At 63.8% G+C, this 16,010-nt stretch carries 15 protein-coding genes; 5 read left to right on the plus strand and 10 right to left on the minus strand.

From position 1 onward, the window contains the following. Positions 1-148: 148 nt before the first annotated feature. The 3 genes from ACIQYU_RS22170 to ACIQYU_RS22180 form a co-directional block, all read right to left on the minus strand. Positions 149-448 (minus strand): HU family DNA-binding protein, encoded by a 300-nt coding sequence (locus ACIQYU_RS22170; RefSeq protein ID WP_013974808.1) that lies wholly within the window; start codon positions 446-448, stop codon positions 149-151. A gap of 186 nt (positions 449-634) precedes the next feature. Further along, entirely contained in the window at positions 635-1,783 is a 1,149-nt protein-coding gene (locus tag ACIQYU_RS22175) for an NAD(P)/FAD-dependent oxidoreductase (RefSeq protein ID WP_207831332.1), read from the minus strand. Positions 1,784-1,799: 16 nt separating this feature from the next. Next, positions 1,800-1,967, minus strand: a complete 168-nt coding sequence (locus ACIQYU_RS22180; RefSeq protein WP_003253349.1) for a rubredoxin — start codon at positions 1,965-1,967, stop codon at positions 1,800-1,802. A 230-nt stretch (positions 1,968-2,197) separates the two neighbouring features. Between ACIQYU_RS22180 and ACIQYU_RS22185 the strand changes: the two genes are divergently transcribed. Together ACIQYU_RS22185 and ubiA are read left to right on the plus strand one after the other, a co-directional pair. Then, complete coding sequence (locus ACIQYU_RS22185; protein WP_402802230.1) at positions 2,198-2,755, plus strand: chorismate--pyruvate lyase family protein; 558 nt, start codon at positions 2,198-2,200, stop codon at positions 2,753-2,755. Next, a complete protein-coding gene (gene ubiA, locus ACIQYU_RS22190) occupies positions 2,755-3,645 on the plus strand; it encodes a 4-hydroxybenzoate octaprenyltransferase (RefSeq protein WP_233687604.1) in 891 nt (296 codons plus the stop codon). Before ACIQYU_RS22185 ends, ubiA begins: the two co-directional genes overlap by 1 nt. 119 nt (positions 3,646-3,764) lie before the next feature. On the opposite strand, the gene ACIQYU_RS22195 is transcribed toward ubiA, so the two are convergent. Continuing rightward, the gene (locus ACIQYU_RS22195) at positions 3,765-4,133 is read right to left on the minus strand and encodes a hypothetical protein (protein WP_207831336.1); all 369 of its coding nucleotides are present in this window, start codon (positions 4,131-4,133) and stop codon (positions 3,765-3,767) included. 172 nt (positions 4,134-4,305) lie between these two features. On the opposite strand from ACIQYU_RS22195, the gene phoB reads away from it, so the two are divergent. The 3 genes from phoB (at position 4,306) to ACIQYU_RS22210 (ending at position 7,865) form a co-directional block, all read left to right on the plus strand. Then, a complete protein-coding gene (gene phoB / locus ACIQYU_RS22200) occupies positions 4,306-4,995 on the plus strand; it encodes a phosphate regulon transcriptional regulator PhoB (protein ID WP_207831338.1) in 690 nt (229 codons plus the stop codon). Between the two features lie 48 nt (positions 4,996-5,043). After that, positions 5,044-6,351: a phosphate regulon sensor histidine kinase PhoR gene (gene phoR, locus ACIQYU_RS22205; protein WP_207831340.1), complete on the plus strand. Its 1,308-nt coding sequence runs from the start codon at positions 5,044-5,046 to the stop codon at positions 6,349-6,351. Positions 6,352-6,524: 173 nt separating this feature from the next. Continuing rightward, complete coding sequence (locus ACIQYU_RS22210) at positions 6,525-7,865, plus strand: hemolysin family protein (RefSeq protein ID WP_087500932.1); 1,341 nt, start codon at positions 6,525-6,527, stop codon at positions 7,863-7,865. Positions 7,866-7,965: 100 nt separating this feature from the next. On the opposite strand, the gene ACIQYU_RS22215 is transcribed toward ACIQYU_RS22210, so the two are convergent. The 6 genes from ACIQYU_RS22215 to ACIQYU_RS22240 all read right to left on the minus strand — a co-directional run bounded on the left by ACIQYU_RS22215 (position 7,966) and on the right by ACIQYU_RS22240 (position 15,962). Continuing rightward, the gene (locus ACIQYU_RS22215) at positions 7,966-8,862 is read right to left on the minus strand and encodes a M23 family metallopeptidase (RefSeq protein WP_207831342.1); all 897 of its coding nucleotides are present in this window, start codon (positions 8,860-8,862) and stop codon (positions 7,966-7,968) included. Positions 8,863-9,060: 198 nt separating this feature from the next. Beyond that, complete coding sequence (locus tag ACIQYU_RS22220) at positions 9,061-9,957, minus strand: response regulator (RefSeq protein WP_333956769.1); 897 nt, start codon at positions 9,955-9,957, stop codon at positions 9,061-9,063. 164 nt (positions 9,958-10,121) lie between these two features. After that, the gene (gene phoU, locus ACIQYU_RS22225) at positions 10,122-10,892 is read right to left on the minus strand and encodes a phosphate signaling complex protein PhoU (protein ID WP_063912252.1); all 771 of its coding nucleotides are present in this window, start codon (positions 10,890-10,892) and stop codon (positions 10,122-10,124) included. A gap of 187 nt (positions 10,893-11,079) precedes the next feature. Continuing rightward, a complete protein-coding gene (pstB, locus tag ACIQYU_RS22230) occupies positions 11,080-11,913 on the minus strand; it encodes a phosphate ABC transporter ATP-binding protein PstB (protein ID WP_046613712.1) in 834 nt (277 codons plus the stop codon). A 72-nt stretch (positions 11,914-11,985) separates the two neighbouring features. Then, positions 11,986-13,602: a phosphate ABC transporter permease PstA gene (pstA, locus tag ACIQYU_RS22235; RefSeq protein WP_343585269.1), complete on the minus strand. Its 1,617-nt coding sequence runs from the start codon at positions 13,600-13,602 to the stop codon at positions 11,986-11,988. A 71-nt stretch (positions 13,603-13,673) separates the two neighbouring features. Continuing rightward, on the minus strand, positions 13,674-15,962 hold the full coding sequence (locus tag ACIQYU_RS22240; protein ID WP_241106099.1) for an ABC transporter permease subunit: 2,289 nt from the start codon (positions 15,960-15,962) through the stop codon (positions 13,674-13,676). Between the last annotated feature and the right edge of the window lie 48 nt (positions 15,963-16,010).

Raw genomic sequence — 16,010 nt, forward strand, 5'->3', positions numbered from 1 at the left:
CAACGCGCCTCGAATTAAAAGTGACTAAGGCGCGCAGTTTATCCTTTTACAGAACTATTTATGCAAGTTCGAAACATTTTGCCTGCAGAAAGCACAACGGGCGCCCTGGGGCGCCCGCTTGGCTGACACTGGGGTTGTCAGGGAGCGATCACTTGCCTTTCTTGGCCGGCTTGACGGGGGCGTTGACGCTGTCGCGCAGGTTCTTGCCTGGCTTGAAGGCCACGGTATTGCTGGCCTTGATCTTGACCGGCTCACCGGTTTGCGGGTTCTTGCCGGTACGCGCACCGCGATGGCGTTTTTCGAAGGTGCCGAAACCGACCAAAGTCACGGTGTCCTTGTCCAGGGCACCCGTGATGCTGTCGAGAATCGCGTTCAAAACCTGATTGGCCTTTTCCTTGGTCAGATCGGCCTTTTCGGCGATGACGGCGGCGAGTTCTGGTTTGCGCATAGTGAAGCCTCTTTGACGGAATTCTTGTTGTTATGCCGTGCTGCCCTGGGAGCAGCGCTCAAGGCACCGCAGGCTCTAATCTGCGGCAGACGGAAGTGAGAATGGCACGTGCACCGGGGCCGCGCCAGTATCTGGGCGGCCATTGTGCAAGCAACAACAGGATAAATCCGACAGAACACCAGCTATTTACGCCATAACGGCCGGCAGCTGGCGATTCAGGGCCAGCTTGTCCATCACGGCCGCCCCGGTCAGGGCGTAGCCCAGCAGCTTGCCGTCGGCATCAAGGCAGAGCACCTTGAGGTCACTGCCCTGCCCGTCCACCTGCCAGGTGCCTTCGTGGCCCGGGGGCGGCGGCGAAACCACCAGCGGGCAGGCGGGGGTTTTCACGGTGATAGGCATCGGCCCGTAGGCGACCGTTGTCGGCTTGCCGGCCAGGGTTTGCGCCAGGGCGCGGGCGCAGCTCATCAGCGGCATCACATAGAGCAGGTTGATGCCATCGACCTCGGCACAGTCGCCAAGGGCAAAGATGTTGGCGTGGGACGTACGCAGCTGGCGATCCACGCAAACGCCGCGGTTGGTCTGCAGCCCGGCGGCGGCGGCCAGGTCGGTGCGCGGGCGCAGGCCGATGGCCGAAACCACCAGGTCGCAGGCGATTACGCTGCCATCGGACAGGTGTGCCTCCAGGCCCTGTCCCACCTGCTGCAGGCGGGTCAGTACCGGGCCCAGGTGAAAGCGCACGCCCAGGCCTTGCAGCCCGGCCTGCACGGCAGTGGCAGCGGCCGGGTGCAGCAGGGTCGGCATGACTTGCTCGCACGGCGCCACCACATCGACCTGGAAGCCGCCCAGGCTCATGTCGTTGGCGAATTCGCAGCCGATCAGGCCGGCACCGAGGATCAGCACGCGCTGTTTGCCGACGGCGGCAGCACGGAAGCGCGCGTAGTCTTCCAGGTCGTTGATCGGGAACACCCGATCGCCGCCATCGCCTTCGATCGGCACCTGCACGGTCTGCGCGCCCCAGGCCAGCACCAGGTCGCGGTACTCCACCGCCTCCTCGCCAATCCACAGGCGCTTGTGGCCCGGGTCGATGCCGCTGATGCGGGTATGGGTGCGAATCTCGGCGTTCAGTTGCTCGGCCATGGCGCCCGGCTCGGCCATGCACAGGCCATCAGCGTCTTTCTGCTTGGCAAAGCCGGTGGACAGCATGGGCTTGGAGTAGGAGCGACCGTCATCGGCGGTGATCAGCAGCAGCGGCGTCTGCGCATCGAGCTTGCGAAATTCACGGGCCAGGTTGTAGCCCGCAAGGCCGGTGCCGATGATTACCACAGGGGACGTCATGTCGTGCTTTCCTCGATTAGCCGATGGAGATCATTTCAAAGTCGCTCTTGCCGACGCCGCAGTCGGGGCACAGCCAGTCTTCAGGCACGTCTTCCCAGCGGGTGCCGGGGGCGATGCCGTCGTCGGGCCAGCCCTCGGCTTCGTCGTAGATCAGGCCGCAGACAATACATTGCCACTTTTTCATGGGGGTGGGTTTCCTCGCTTCAGGCTGGGGCTTTGTGTTGCTGCTGATGGCCTCTTCGCGGGCACGCCCGCTCCCACAGGAGTTGTGCATAACCTGTAGGAGCGGGCGCGGCCGCGAAGAGGCCAGCGCGCAATTCGTGGGGCTTTGTAGCGGCCCTGCCAGCAGTATGCAAGCAGTCGGGGCAATCATGCTAAGCTCGCCGCCTCTCTGGTTGTAACAAGCAGACCGACGTGTCGTACGAATCCCCGCAAGCAGCCGCTGTCGCGTGGCTGCCGTATTCACGGCTGGCGACCGACATCGACCAGCCCACCCTTGACTGGCTGTTCGACGAGGGCTCGCTGACCCGCCGCCTGACCCGCCTGTCCAACGATCACTTCTCCGTCACCCCGCTGTTCGAGGGCTGGCAGCCGCTGCGCGATGACGAATGCCAGGCACTGGGCATCGCCGCCGGCGCCGAGGGCTGGGTGCGTGAGGTGTACCTGCGCGGCCATGGCCGACCCTGGGTATTCGCCCGCAGCGTCGCCAGCCGCAGCGCCCTGGAGCGCGGCGGGCTGGACCTGGAAACCCTGGGCAGCCGCTCGCTGGGCGAGCTGCTGTTCTGCGATCAGGCGTTCATCCGCCACCCCATCGAGGTGTGCAGTTATCCACAGGCCTGGCTACCGAGCGAAGCCGCCCATGCGGCGCTGTGGGGCCGCCGTTCGCGCTTCGAGCGTGACGGCCTGGACCTGCTGGTGGCAGAGGTATTTCTGCCAGCATTGTGGCAAGCGGCCAAGGAGGAAAACCGCTGATGTACCTGCAACTGCTCAAGTCGCTCAACCGCCTGCACCCACGGGCCTGGGACTTCGTCCAGCTCAGCCGCATGGACCGGCCGATTGGTATCTACCTGCTGCTGTGGCCGACCTTGTCGGCGGTGTGGATTGCCGGCAACGGCTCACCAACCCTGGCCAACGTGCTGATCTTCGGCCTCGGCGTGGTGCTGATGCGCGCCGCAGGCTGCTGCATCAACGACTTTGCCGACCGCAAGGTGGACGGTCACGTCAAGCGCACCGCCGACCGCCCCCTGGCCAGTGGCCGGGTCCGGCCACGCGAAGCACTGGCGCTGTTCGCCATCCTGGTCGGAGTGAGCTTCCTGCTGGTGCTGTGCACCAACAGCCGCACGGTGTGGCTGTCGTTCGGCGCGGTGGCACTGGCGTTCTGTTACCCGTTCATGAAGCGCTACACCTATTACCCGCAGGTGGTGCTGGGGGCGGCATATTCCTGGGGCATTCCCATGGCCTTCACCGCAGCGGGTGGCGAGCTGCCGGCCAGCGCCTGGCTGCTGTATATCGCCAACCTGCTGTGGACTGTGGGTTACGACACCTACTACGCCATGGTTGACCGTGATGACGACCTGAAGATTGGCGTGAAGTCGACCGCAATCCTGTTCGGCGACGCCGACCGCACCATCATCCTGACCTTGCAGCTGCTGTCGCTGGGCTGCCTGTTGCTGGCCGGCAACCGCTTCGAGCTGGGTGGCTGGTTCCATCTGGGGCTGCTGGGCGCGGCGGCGTGCTTTGCCTGGGAATACTGGTCGACGCGCAAGCTGGACCGGGAGTCGTGCTTCAAGGCGTTTCTGCACAATCACTGGGCGGGGATGCTGGTGTTCATCGGGGTGGTGCTGGATTACGCAATGCGCTGAAGCTGATGGCCCTATCGCCGGCAAGCCAGCTCCCACAGGTACAGCGCTGCCATCAAGGCTTGCATACAACCTGTGGGAGCTGGCTTGCCGGCGATGGGCCGCTAAGCGGCCCCGGGATCTCAAGGCTTGGCGACGTGCCAGACGTCCTTCATGCCGTCACCGGTCATATCACCGGCCTTCTTGTCCTTGACGAAGGTATACAGCGGCTTGCCGTCGTAGGCCCACTGCATCGAACCGTCGTCACGCTTGACCTGGGTCCACTTGCCAGAAGCCATTTCACCGCCCTTGACCATCAGCGGCGGCCAGTTGGCGGCGCATTCGCCATTGCACATCGACTTGCCACCCGCATCCTTGTCGAAGGTGTACAGGGTCATGCCGGCATGATCGACCAACATCCCGCCCTTCTCCATCGCATGGTCGGCCAAGGCCACCCCCGGGAGCGCCAGCGCAGTGAAAAGGGCCATCCAGCTCAGCGTTTGTCGTGTCATTGGATTCACCATTGATTCGGGGGGATTGAGTTCGGGTTGCCACGATTGCGGCCCTTTCAAGCCTAGTTCAGTCACGGAATGTCGCCAGAACGGCCAACACCCTGTCACACAGCTGCAATAATTCCGTTATCTAATGCGGGCCAAGACACCGTATCCAGGAGAGGTTTTGAGCATGGTTGGCAGGAACATTCTGATCGTCGACGACGAAGCGCCGATTCGCGAGATGATCGCCGTTGCCCTGGAAATGGCCGGTTATGACTGCCTGGAAGCGGAAAACTCCCAACAGGCCCACGCGATCATCGTCGACCGCAAACCGGACCTGATCCTGCTCGACTGGATGCTGCCGGGCACCTCCGGCATCGAGCTGGCCCGCCGCCTCAAGCGCGACGAGCTGACCGGCGACATCCCGATCATCATGCTCACCGCCAAGGGTGAGGAGGACAACAAGATCCAGGGCCTGGAAGTGGGCGCCGACGACTACATCACCAAGCCGTTCTCGCCGCGTGAACTGGTCGCCCGCCTGAAAGCCGTGCTGCGCCGCTCCGGCCCGAGCGACAGCGAGGCACCGATCGAAGTCGGCGGCCTGCTGCTCGACCCGATCAGCCATCGCGTGACCATCGACGGCAAGCCCGCCGAAATGGGCCCCACCGAATACCGACTGCTGCAGTTCTTCATGACCCACCAGGAGCGCGCCTACACCCGTGGCCAGCTGCTGGACCAGGTGTGGGGTGGTAACGTCTATGTCGAGGAACGCACCGTCGATGTGCACATCCGCCGCCTGCGCAAGGCGCTGGGTGAAGCCTACGAAAATCTGGTACAAACCGTCCGGGGCACCGGCTACCGCTTCTCGACCAAGAGCTGATCGAGCTGAAAAGCGCCAAGCTGCACGTCGTTGTACAAGGACCGTCAATTGAACCAGAACTGGCACGCGACCCTGATTCGCCACCTGCTGCTGCTGATCACCGTCTGCCTGATCGGCGGGCTGGTCAGCGGCTACTATGGCTGGAGCCTGGCCATCGGCCTGGCGCTGTACCTGGGCTGGACCCTCAAGCAGCTGCTGCGCCTGCATGACTGGCTGCGCAACCACCAACCCGACGAAGCACCGCCCGATGGCTACGGCCTGTGGGGCGAGGTGTTCGACAGCATCTACCACCTGCAACGCCGCGACCAGCGCGTGCGCGGCCGCCTGCAGGCGGTGATCGACCGGGTGCAGGAGTCCACCGCTGCGCTGCGTGACGCGGTGATCATGCTCGACAGCGACGGCAACCTGGAATGGTGGAACCGCGCCGCCGAGACCCTGCTGGGCTTCAAGACCCCACAGGACGGCGGCCAGCAGGTGACCAACCTGGTGCGCCACCCGCGCTTCAAGGAATACTTCGAGGCGGAGAACTACCTAGAGCCGCTGGAGATCCCCTCGCCGATCAACGACCGCATGCGCGTGCAGCTGCACATCACCCGCTACGGCAACAACGAGCACCTGATGCTGGTGCGCGATGTTACCCGCATCCACCAGCTGGAGCAGATGCGCAAGGACTTCGTCGCCAACGTGTCCCACGAGCTGCGCACGCCGCTGACGGTGATCACCGGCTACCTGGAAACCCTGCTGGACAACGTCGAGGACGTGAACCCGCGCTGGAGCCGAGCCCTGCAGCAGATGAGCCAGCAAGGCTCGCGCATGCAGACGCTGCTCAACGACCTGTTGCTGCTGGCCAAGCTGGAGGCTACCGACTACCCGTCGGACAACCAGCCGGTGGCAGTCGATGCCTTGCTCACCGCGATCAGGAACGACGCCCAGGCCCTGTCCGGGCCACGCAACCAGCGCATCACCCTGGAAGCCACACCCGGCGTGAAGCTCAAGGGCAGCGAGTCGGAGCTGCGCAGTGCCTTTTCCAACCTGGTGTTCAACGCGGTGAAGTACACCCAGGACAACGGCAGCATCCGTATTCGCTGGTGGGCCGATGCCCAGGGCGCACACCTGTCGGTGCAGGACTCGGGGGTGGGCATCGATGCCAAGCACCTGCCGCGCCTGACCGAGCGCTTCTATCGGGTCGATTCCAGCCGTGCGTCGAATACCGGCGGCACCGGGCTGGGGCTGGCGATCGTCAAGCATGTGCTGATGCGCCACCGCGGCAAGCTGGAGATCAGCAGCGTGCCGGGGCATGGCAGTACCTTTACCTGTCACTTTGCACCGGCACAATTGGCTAACGGCAAGGCTTGAGATCGGGACTGCTGCGCGGCCCTTCGCGGGCACGCCCGCTCCCACAGGGGCCGCAATAAGTCCGCCACCCTTTGCTTTTACGGCCCCAGCCGCTACATTGGACCCCCTGTGCCAGCAAGAGCTGGCACTTTTTTTCTCTCTATCTTGAAGACGGACCCCGTAAAAACTCCATCATGGACCCTTCCCCTGGTATCAGCCTCACCTCGTTATTCGCCGATTTCGGCATGATCATCTTTGCCTTGCTCCTGGTGCTGCTCAACGGCTTCTTCGTTGCCGCCGAGTTCGCCATGGTCAAGCTGCGCGCCACCCGCGTCGAGTCCATCGCCGAGCTGCATGGCTGGCGTGGCAGCATCCTGCGCAAGGTACACAACCAGCTCGACGCCTACCTGTCGGCCTGCCAGCTGGGCATCACCCTCGCCTCGCTGGGCCTGGGCTGGGTCGGTGAACCGGCGTTCGCCCACCTGCTCGAACCGCTGCTGGCATACGTCGGCGTGGACACGCCCGAGCTGATCAAGGCGATCTCGTTCTTCGTCGCCTTCTTCGTCATCTCGTACCTGCACATCGTGGTCGGCGAGCTGGCGCCCAAGTCCTGGGCCATCCGCAAGCCCGAACTGCTGTCGCTGTGGACCGCCGTGCCGCTGTACCTGTTCTACTGGGTGATGTACCCGGCCATCTACCTGCTCAATGCCAGTGCCAACACCATCCTGCGCATTGCCGGCCAGGGCGAGCCCGGCCCGCACCACGAGCACCACTACAGCCGTGAAGAGCTCAAGCTGATCCTGCACTCCAGCCGGGGCCAGGACCCGAGCGACCAGGGCATGCGCGTACTGGCCTCGGCCGTGGAAATGGGTGAGCTGGAGGTGGTCGACTGGGCCAATTCGCGCGAGGACATGGTCAGCATCGACGCCCATGCGCCGCTGAAGCAGATCCTGGCCCTGGTACGCCGCCACAAGTTCAGCCGCTACCCGGTGTACGACGCCGAGCGCGAGGAGTTCACCGGCCTGCTGCACATCAAGGACCTGCTGCTGGAGCTGGCCGAACTCGAGCACCTGCCCGAAACCATCGACCTGGACGACCTGGCCCGGCCGCTGGAGCGCGTGTCGCGGCACATGCCGTTGGCACAGTTGCTGGAGCAGTTCCGTAAGGGCGGCGCACACTTCGTGCTGGTGGAGGAAGCCGATGGCAAGGTGATTGGCTACCTGACCATGGAAGACGTACTGGAAGTGCTGGTGGGCGACATCCAGGACGAGCACCGCAAGACCGAGCGCGGCATCCTCGCCTACCAGCCGGGCAAGCTGCTGGTGCGTGGCGATACGCCGCTGTTCAAGGTCGAACGCCTGCTGGGCGTCGACCTTGACCACATCGAGGCAGAAACCCTGGCCGGTCTGGTCTACGAGACACTCAAGCGCGTACCTGAAGAAGAGGAAGTGCTGGAGGTCGAAGGGCTGCGCATCATCATCAAGAAGATGAAAGGGCCGAAGATCGTGTTGGCCAAGGTGCTCAAGCTGGATTGAGGGCCATTCGCGGGCTCGCCCGCTCCCACAGGATCGCCAAAGGCCGGGCCTTTCAGATTACCTGTGGGAGCGGGCGAGCCTGCGAAGAAGCCGGCACGGATCAAGGGTTACCCGCAGTGAAGTCAGGCAACCCGCTGATCGGCCTGTCGAACCGATAAGGTATCGACTCCAGCGCCAACCCCACATTGCGCTGCACCACGAAATGCAGGTGCGGCCCGGTGCTGTTGCCGGTATTGCCCGACCTGGCCAGCATCTGCCCCTGCCGCACCCGTTGCCCCTCCGCCACCACCACCGAACCGCGCATCAGGTGCAGGTACACGCCCATGGTGCCATCCGGGTGCAGGATCCTGACGAAATTGCCCGACGGGTTGGGCCCGCGCCCGCTCTGGCTGTTCTCCGTCTTCACCACCACTCCTTCCCGCGCCGCAATGATGGTGGTGCCTTCGGGCATGGCGATATCCATGGCATAGCGCCCCTTGGGCCCAAAATGGCTTACTCGGCCATTGGGCCCTTGGGTCACGCGGAACGGCCCGCCGAGCCAGGGAAAGGCATAACGGAAACCCTGCGGCCGCTTGCCCGGGTCGCCCATGGCCTGCAGCAGGGTCGAGCGGTAGTTCAGCAGCATTCCGGGCCGCCCCCTGAGCACGCTGAGCATTTGCGTGGTGCGCGGCGGCAGCACCCGGCGCACGATACGTGGGGCATTGCCACCTTGTGCGTTCACCAGGTTGTCCAGGCGCAACTCCACCTCCACCGGCACATGCAGCTGGTTGCGCGCCGAGAAGCTCACGCCGCCGTTGAAGGTAATCGCGTTCAGCAGCACCTGGCCTTCGGCCATTTCGACCATGGGTACGCGCCGCACCAAGGGTTTGGCACCGGGGCCGGGCCGGTCGGAATAGGAGGTCACACGGCCATCGTCGGTGATCTCGTAGATGGTCATGCCCAGGCTCGACGCCGAGGCCATGAGCAATGCACAGAACAGCAGCAGGCGGGCGGGCATGATAGTGGCTTTTTGACAGTTATGATCTGTCGAAGCCTAGCAGCGGGTTTTGTGGCGGGTATGACAGTTGGTCGGATGGCGTCAACAGGACTGGCCCCATCGCCGGCAAGCCAGCTCCCACAGGAATTGCACAAGGCCAGAGGTTGGCGCTGTACCCGTGGGAGCTGGCTTGCCGGCGACAAGGCCAGTAGCCATGACTCAGGCGCCCGGGGTGAAGTGCTTCTGCGCCGTCCCGCGGGCAATCAGCCGCGACAGGTAGTCGAGCTTCTGGGCATCCTGGTCGACGAACTTGAAGGTCAGTTGCAACCAGTCACTGTCGGGCTTGGGCTCCAGTGCCGCGACGGCATGCAGGTAGCCGTTCAGGCGCGCGACTTCGGCGCTCTCGCCCTGCTCCAGGTCCAGCACCGCGCCCTCCAGCACCTGCGGCAGCACTTCGCCACGGCGCACCACCAGCAGGGCCTCCTTCAGGCTCAGCGCCTTGATCACGCACGGCTGCATGCCGCTGGCCAGGCGCAACTGGCCCTGGCCGCGGCCAGTCGGCGCGGGGGCTGCGGGCCTGGGGGCACTGGCCAGTGGCCTGGCGGGTACGGGTGCCGCCGCTGGCGCCGCGACCTTCACCGCTTCAGGCTTGCCGGCTGTCAGCGCATTCAGCGAGTCATTGGCGAACGCCGAATTGATCCGCGCCGGGCCACTGGCCATCAGGCTGTCGAGCTTGCCGATCTTGGCCAAGGCCTTTTTCACCTTGGTCAGCAGCTGCTCGTTGGTGAACGGCTTGCCGACAAAATCGGAAACGCCCGCCTGGATCGCCTGGATGACGTTTTCCTTGTCACCACGGCTGGTCACCATGATGAACTGCAGGTTCTTCATCGCAGGCTGCTGGCGGCACCAGGTGAGCAGTTCCAGGCCGGACATTTCCGGCATCTCCCAGTCGCACAGGACCAGGTCGAACGCTTCCTTGCCCAGCATGGCCATGGCCTTGCGACCGTTGACGGCATCGTCGATGGTCATGCCCGGGAAGGCATTACGCAGGCATTTGCGGACCAGGTCACGGATAAACGGGGCGTCATCCACGACCAGCACATTCACTTTACTCATCGATACTCCTTCTGAATCCCGACTAGCCTACTGCCGAATAATGGCCATTTGCTACAACCTGGTCACGCCGGGACTTCTTCACATCGTTCGCGGGTGCCTGCCGGCTCCTCGACCGCAAACGAAAACGCCCGGCCAAGGCCGGGCGTCGATGCTCGGGAGCAACCTTACTTATCGTCCGGTTCAGCCGGAACATTAGCGTTTTCGCCGTCAGCGACAGCGGTACCCTGCACTTCTGCCGTCATGCGCTTGAGGCCCATGTGACGCACGTCGGTGCCGCGCACCAGGTAGATCACCAGCTCGGAGATGTTGCGCGCATGGTCGCCGATGCGCTCCAGCGAACGTAGCACCCAGATCACGCTCAGTACCCGCGAAATCGAGCGCGGGTCTTCCATCATGTAGGTCACCAGCTCACGCAGGGCGGTCTTGTATTCACGGTCGATGGTCTTGTCGTACTGGGCCACCGACAGTGCCAGTTCGGCGTCGAAGCGGGCAAAGGCGTCCAGCGCGTCGCGGACCATGTTGCGTACCTGGTCACCGATGTGACGCACCTCGACGTAACCGCGCGGCGACTCGCCTTCCTCGCACAGCTGGATGGCGCGACGGGCGATCTTGGTCGACTCGTCACCGATGCGCTCCAGGTCGATCACCGACTTGGAGATGCTGATGATCAGGCGCAGGTCGGAGGCCGCCGGCTGACGACGGGCGAGGATGCGCAGGCACTCCTCGTCGATGTTGCGCTCCATCTGGTTGATCTGCTCATCGACTTCGCGCACTTGCTGGGCCAGGCCCGAGTCGGCTTCGATCAGCGCGGTAACTGCGTCGTTGACCTGCTTTTCGACCAGGCCGCCCATGGCCAGCAGGTGGCTACGCACCTCTTCGAGCTCGGCGTTGAACTGCTGGGAAATGTGATGCGTAAGGCTTTCTTTGTTGATCATCGTTCGCTCCGCGAAGAAGCTGCAAGCTTCAATTTGTTCGTGTCATACCCTGGCCCACCCTGGCAAACACATCCTGTGGGAGCGGGTTCACCCGCGAACACCGGCGAAGCCGGTGCCAGACACCGCAGCGCCTGCTTCGCGGGTAAACCCGCTCCCACAGGGGCCAGGCACCTGTCCCGAGCGGCTGCTAGCCGTAGCGACCGGTGATGTAGTCTTCGGTCTGCTTCTTCGCCGGGTTGGTGAACAGGGTGTCGGTATCCCCGAATTCGACCAGTTTGCCCATGTACATGAACGCGGTGTAGTCCGAAACACGGGCCGCCTGCTGCATGTTGTGGGTCACGATGACGATGGTGTACTTGGATTTCAATTCGTAGATCAGTTCCTCGACTTTCAGGGTCGAGATCGGGTCCAGTGCCGAGCACGGTTCGTCGAGCAGCAGCACTTCCGGTTCCACGGCGATGGTGCGGGCAATGACCAGACGCTGCTGCTGGCCACCGGACAGGCCCAGTGCCGAGTCGTGCAGGCGGTCCTTGACCTCGTCCCACAGGGCCGCGCCCTTCAGCGCCCACTCGACCGCTTCGTCGAGCACGCGCTTCTTGTTGATGCCCTGGATGCGCAGGCCATAGACCACGTTTTCGTAGATGGTCTTGGGGAACGGATTGGGCTTCTGGAATACCATGCCCACACGGCGGCGCAGCTCGGCCACGTCTTCGCCCTTGCGGTAGATATTGTTGCCGTACAGGTTGATGGCGCCTTCCACGCGGCAGCCGTCAACCAGGTCGTTCATGCGGTTGAACGTGCGCAGCAGGGTCGACTTGCCGCAGCCGGACGGGCCGATAAAAGCGGTCACGCGCTGCTTGGGGATATTCATCTGCACATCGAACAGCGCTTGTTTGTCGCCGTAGAACAGGCTCAGACCCGGCACTTCGATGGCTACGGTTTCTTCGGCCAGGCGCAGGCTCTGCTTGTCGCGGCCCAGGGCAGACATGTCGATGCCGTGGGCATGGGATTCTTGCTGCATGGTCAACTCCATACGCTAACAATTCGTTTCAAAGGGCCGCCCGGCTCACGGGCGGCACGCTTGCAATCAGGATCAGCTGTCGAGGGCCTTGTACTTCTCGCGCAGGTGGTTACGGATCCACACGGCCGAGAGGTTGAGGGCCGCGATCACCAGCACCAGCAGCAACGCCGTGGCGTATACCAGCGGCCGCGCTGCTTCGACGTTAGGGCTCTGGAAACCGACGTCATAGATATGGAAGCCCAGGTGCATGATCTTCTGGTCCAGGTGCAGGTACGGGTAGTTACCGTCCACCGGCAGCGATGGCGCCAGCTTCACCACACCTACCAGCATCAACGGCGCCACTTCACCGGCGGCGCGGGCCACGGCGAGGATCATGCCGGTCATCATCGCCGGGCTGGCCATCGGCAGGACGATCTTCCACAGGGTCTCGGCCTTGGTCGCCCCCAGGGCCAGCGAGCCTTCGCGCACGGTGCGCGGGATGCGCGCCAGGCCTTCTTCGGTGGCCACGATCACCACCGGCACGGCCAGCAGCGCCAGGGTCAGCGATGCCCACAGCAGGCCCGGGGTACCCAGGGTTGGCGCCGGCAGTGCTTCAGGGAAGAACAGGCGGTCAATCGAACCACCCAGCACGTAGACGAAGAAGCCCAGGCCGAACACGCCGTAGACGATCGCCGGTACACCGGCCAGGTTGTTCACAGCGATGCGGATCAGGCGGGTCACCGGGCCCTGTCTGGCATATTCACGCAGGTACACGGCAGCCAGCACACCGAACGGGGTGACGATCACGGCCATGATCAGGGTCATCATCACGGTACCGAAGATGGCCGGGAAGATACCGCCCTCGGTGTTGGCTTCACGCGGATCGTCGCTGAGGAACTCCCAGACCTTGGTGAAGTAGCTGCCCAGTTTGGTGAAGCCCGACATGGCGTTCGGCTGGATGGCGTGCACCACCTTGCTGAGGTTGATTTCCACTTCACGGCCGTCGCCATCGCGGGCCACCAGGCTGTCGCGGGCGAAGGCCTGGTGCAGGCCGGTCAGGCGGTCTTCGATGGCCTTGTAGCGGCTGTTCAGCTCGGCACGCTCGGCGTCCATGTCGGCCTGGGCGGCGGCGTCCAGCTTGCCCTCCAGCTCCAGCTTGCGCGCCTGCAGACGCAGGCGCTCAAGGCCATGGTTGATGGCACCGATGTCTTTCTTCTCGAGCCTTTGCAGTTCGCTGTTGAGCTGGTTGGCGCGCTTGAGACGGGCCTGCAGCTCGTTCCAGGCGGCAGCGCCTTCTGCGACCACGCGGCCCTCTTCCTTGACGCTGACCAGGTAGCCGTAGAAGTTGCCCCACTCGCGGCGCTCCAGGGCGATCAGGTCGGTCGGGTGCTTTTCGTCCACCAGCCAGTCGCCGACCACCCAGGTGAAGTCGCTGCCGTTGAGGTCACGGTTGCCCACCTTGATCAGCTCGCGGGTCATGAACTCCGGGCCCTGGTCAGGCACTGGCAGGCCGGCGCCCTTCAGGCGGGCACGGGGTACTTCTTCCTTTTGCACCACTTCGCCAATGACGACGTGATCGGCCTGGCCCGGCACCTTGTAGGTGGCCTGGACAAGATCGGCCGGCCAGAAGTGGCCCAGGCCGCGCACGGCAATCACCGCCAGCAGGCCAACGGTCATGATCACGGCCATGGCCACCGCGCCGCCGCTCATCCAGACGCCTGGGGCGCCGCTCTTGAACCAGCCTTTGAGGGAATCCTTTTTCACGGATCGCTACCTTTCTATCAAAGCGACGAGTATTTCTTGCGCAGACGCTGGCGAATCAGCTCGGCCAAGGTGTTCATGATGAAGGTGAACATCAGCAGCACCAGCGCGGCCAGGAACAGCACGCGATAGTGGCTGCCACCGACTTCCGATTCCGGCATTTCCACGGCCACGTTAGCGGCCAGGGTGCGCATGCCCTCGAACAGGTTCAGCTCCATCACCGGGGTGTTGCCGGTGGCCATCAGCACGATCATGGTCTCGCCCACCGCACGGCCCATGCCGATCATCAGCGCCGAGAAGATACCCGGGCTGGCGGTGAGAATGACCACGCGGGTCAAGGTCTGCCAGGGCGTTGCACCCAGGGCCAGGGAGCCCAGGGTCAGGCTGCGCGGCACGCTGAACACGGCGTCTTCGGCGATGGAGTAGATGTTCGGGATGACCGCGAAGCCCATGGCGATACCCACGACCAGGGCGTTGCGCTGGTCGTAGGTTATCCCCAGGTCGTTGGTGATCCACAGGCGCATGTCGCCGCCAAAAAGCCAGCTCTCGAGGTGCGGGCTCATGGTCAGGGCGAACCAGCCGGTGAACAGGATGACCGGGATCAGGATCGCCGCTTCCCAGCCATCCGGGATACGCAGGCGGATCGACTCGGGCAGGCGGGTCCAGGCAAAGCCGGCCAGCAGGATACCGAGCGGCATCAGCAGGAACAGGCTGAACACGCCCGGCAGGTGGCCTTCCAGGTACGGGGCGAGGAACAGGCCGGCGAAGAAGCCGAGGATCACCGTCGGCATCGCTTCCATCAGTTCGATCACCGGCTTGACCTTGCGGCGCATGCCTGGGGCCATGAAGTAGGCGGTGTAGATGGCCGCGGCAATCGCCAGCGGGGCCGCCAGGATCATCGCGTAGAACGCGGCCTTCAGGGTACCGAAGGTCAACGGCGACAGGCTCAGTTTGGGCTCGAAGTCGGTGTTCGAAGCGGTCGATTGCCAGACGTACTTCGGCTCGTCGTAGTTCTCGTACCACACCTTGCCCCACAGCGCGCTGAAGGAAATTTCCGGGTGCGGGTTACGCAAGCTCAGTGGCAGCAGCTTGCCGCCTTCTTCGATGATGATGCGGTTGGCGCGTGGCGACAGGGCCAGGATGCCCGGGCCTTCGGCGGCCGGCTCGACCAGCAGGGTGCGGTGCGCGGTGCTGTGGAACACGCCCAGCTCACCTGCGGCGTCGAGGGCGACGAAGCCCTTGCGGCGCTCTTCGGCGTCGATCTGCACGACCGCGGCCTTGCCCATCTGGAAGGTGCGGATCAGCTTGAAGCGCGATTCGCCGTCCGGGTCACGGGCCATGAACCACTGGGACAGGCCGCCCTTGGAGTCGCCGATGATCAGCGAGATGCCGCCGACCAGCTGGGCGGTGGCGGTGATTTCGGTGTCGGCGCTGTCAGACAGCTTGTAGCGGCCGTTGAGGCTCTTGTCGCGCAGGTTGAACACGTCCGCGGTGGCGCGGCCGTTGATCACGTACAGCCACTGCTGACGCGGGTCGATGAAGATGTTCTTCACCGTTTCAGTCATCTGCGGCAGTTCAATGCGGTTCTGCTCGGTGGTGACCTCTTCGGTCATCATGTTTTCGGTACGGGTCAGCTCGACCACCTGCAGGTGCGCGCCGGTGGAGCCGGCCAGCAGCAGGGTGTCGCCGTTGACGTTGACACTGACATGCTCCAGCGCACGGCCCTGCTCGTCGAGCACGAACGGCTGCTCGCCGTACGGGTAGTCGATGCCGGGGGCGATGGTTTTCTTGTTGTCCGGGTAGGTGATCTTGTAGGAGTGGTGGAACACCAGCGCCTGGCCATTGGACAAGCCCAGCACCACCAGCGGGCTACCCGGCTGATCGGCACTGATCGAAGTGACCTGGGTGCCTGCCGGCACTGGCAGGTCGAAACGCTTGAGCTCGTTACCGCTCTTGGTATCGAAGAACAGTGCCTGGCCCTTGTCCGAAACGCGCATGCCCACCAGGTTCTGCTCTTCAAGCGCGATCATCAGCGGCTTGCCGGCATCCTGTTGCAGCCAGGTTGGCTCCAGGGCCTTCTTGCTGGTCAGTTCGGCACCCTGGAACAGCGGCAGCACCACATAGGCCAGATAGAAGAAGATCAGGGTGATCGCCGCCAGTACGGCAAGCCCGCCCACCAGTACATACCAGCGGGTCAGGCGGTCCTTGAGCGCGCGCATGCGGCGCTTGCGTTGCAACTCCGGCGTATTGAAATCAATCCGCACGGGCTGGGAGTTTTGGGTCATGTTGGAGTTGGCCAGATCATTCATGCGCACACCCTAGCGGTCCCGTGTGACAAAAACATTACAAAATGGTGA

Source organism: Pseudomonas sp. NPDC096925 (genome assembly GCF_044762545.1).
In the GTDB taxonomy this organism is placed as follows: Bacteria; Pseudomonadota; Gammaproteobacteria; order Pseudomonadales; family Pseudomonadaceae; genus Aquipseudomonas.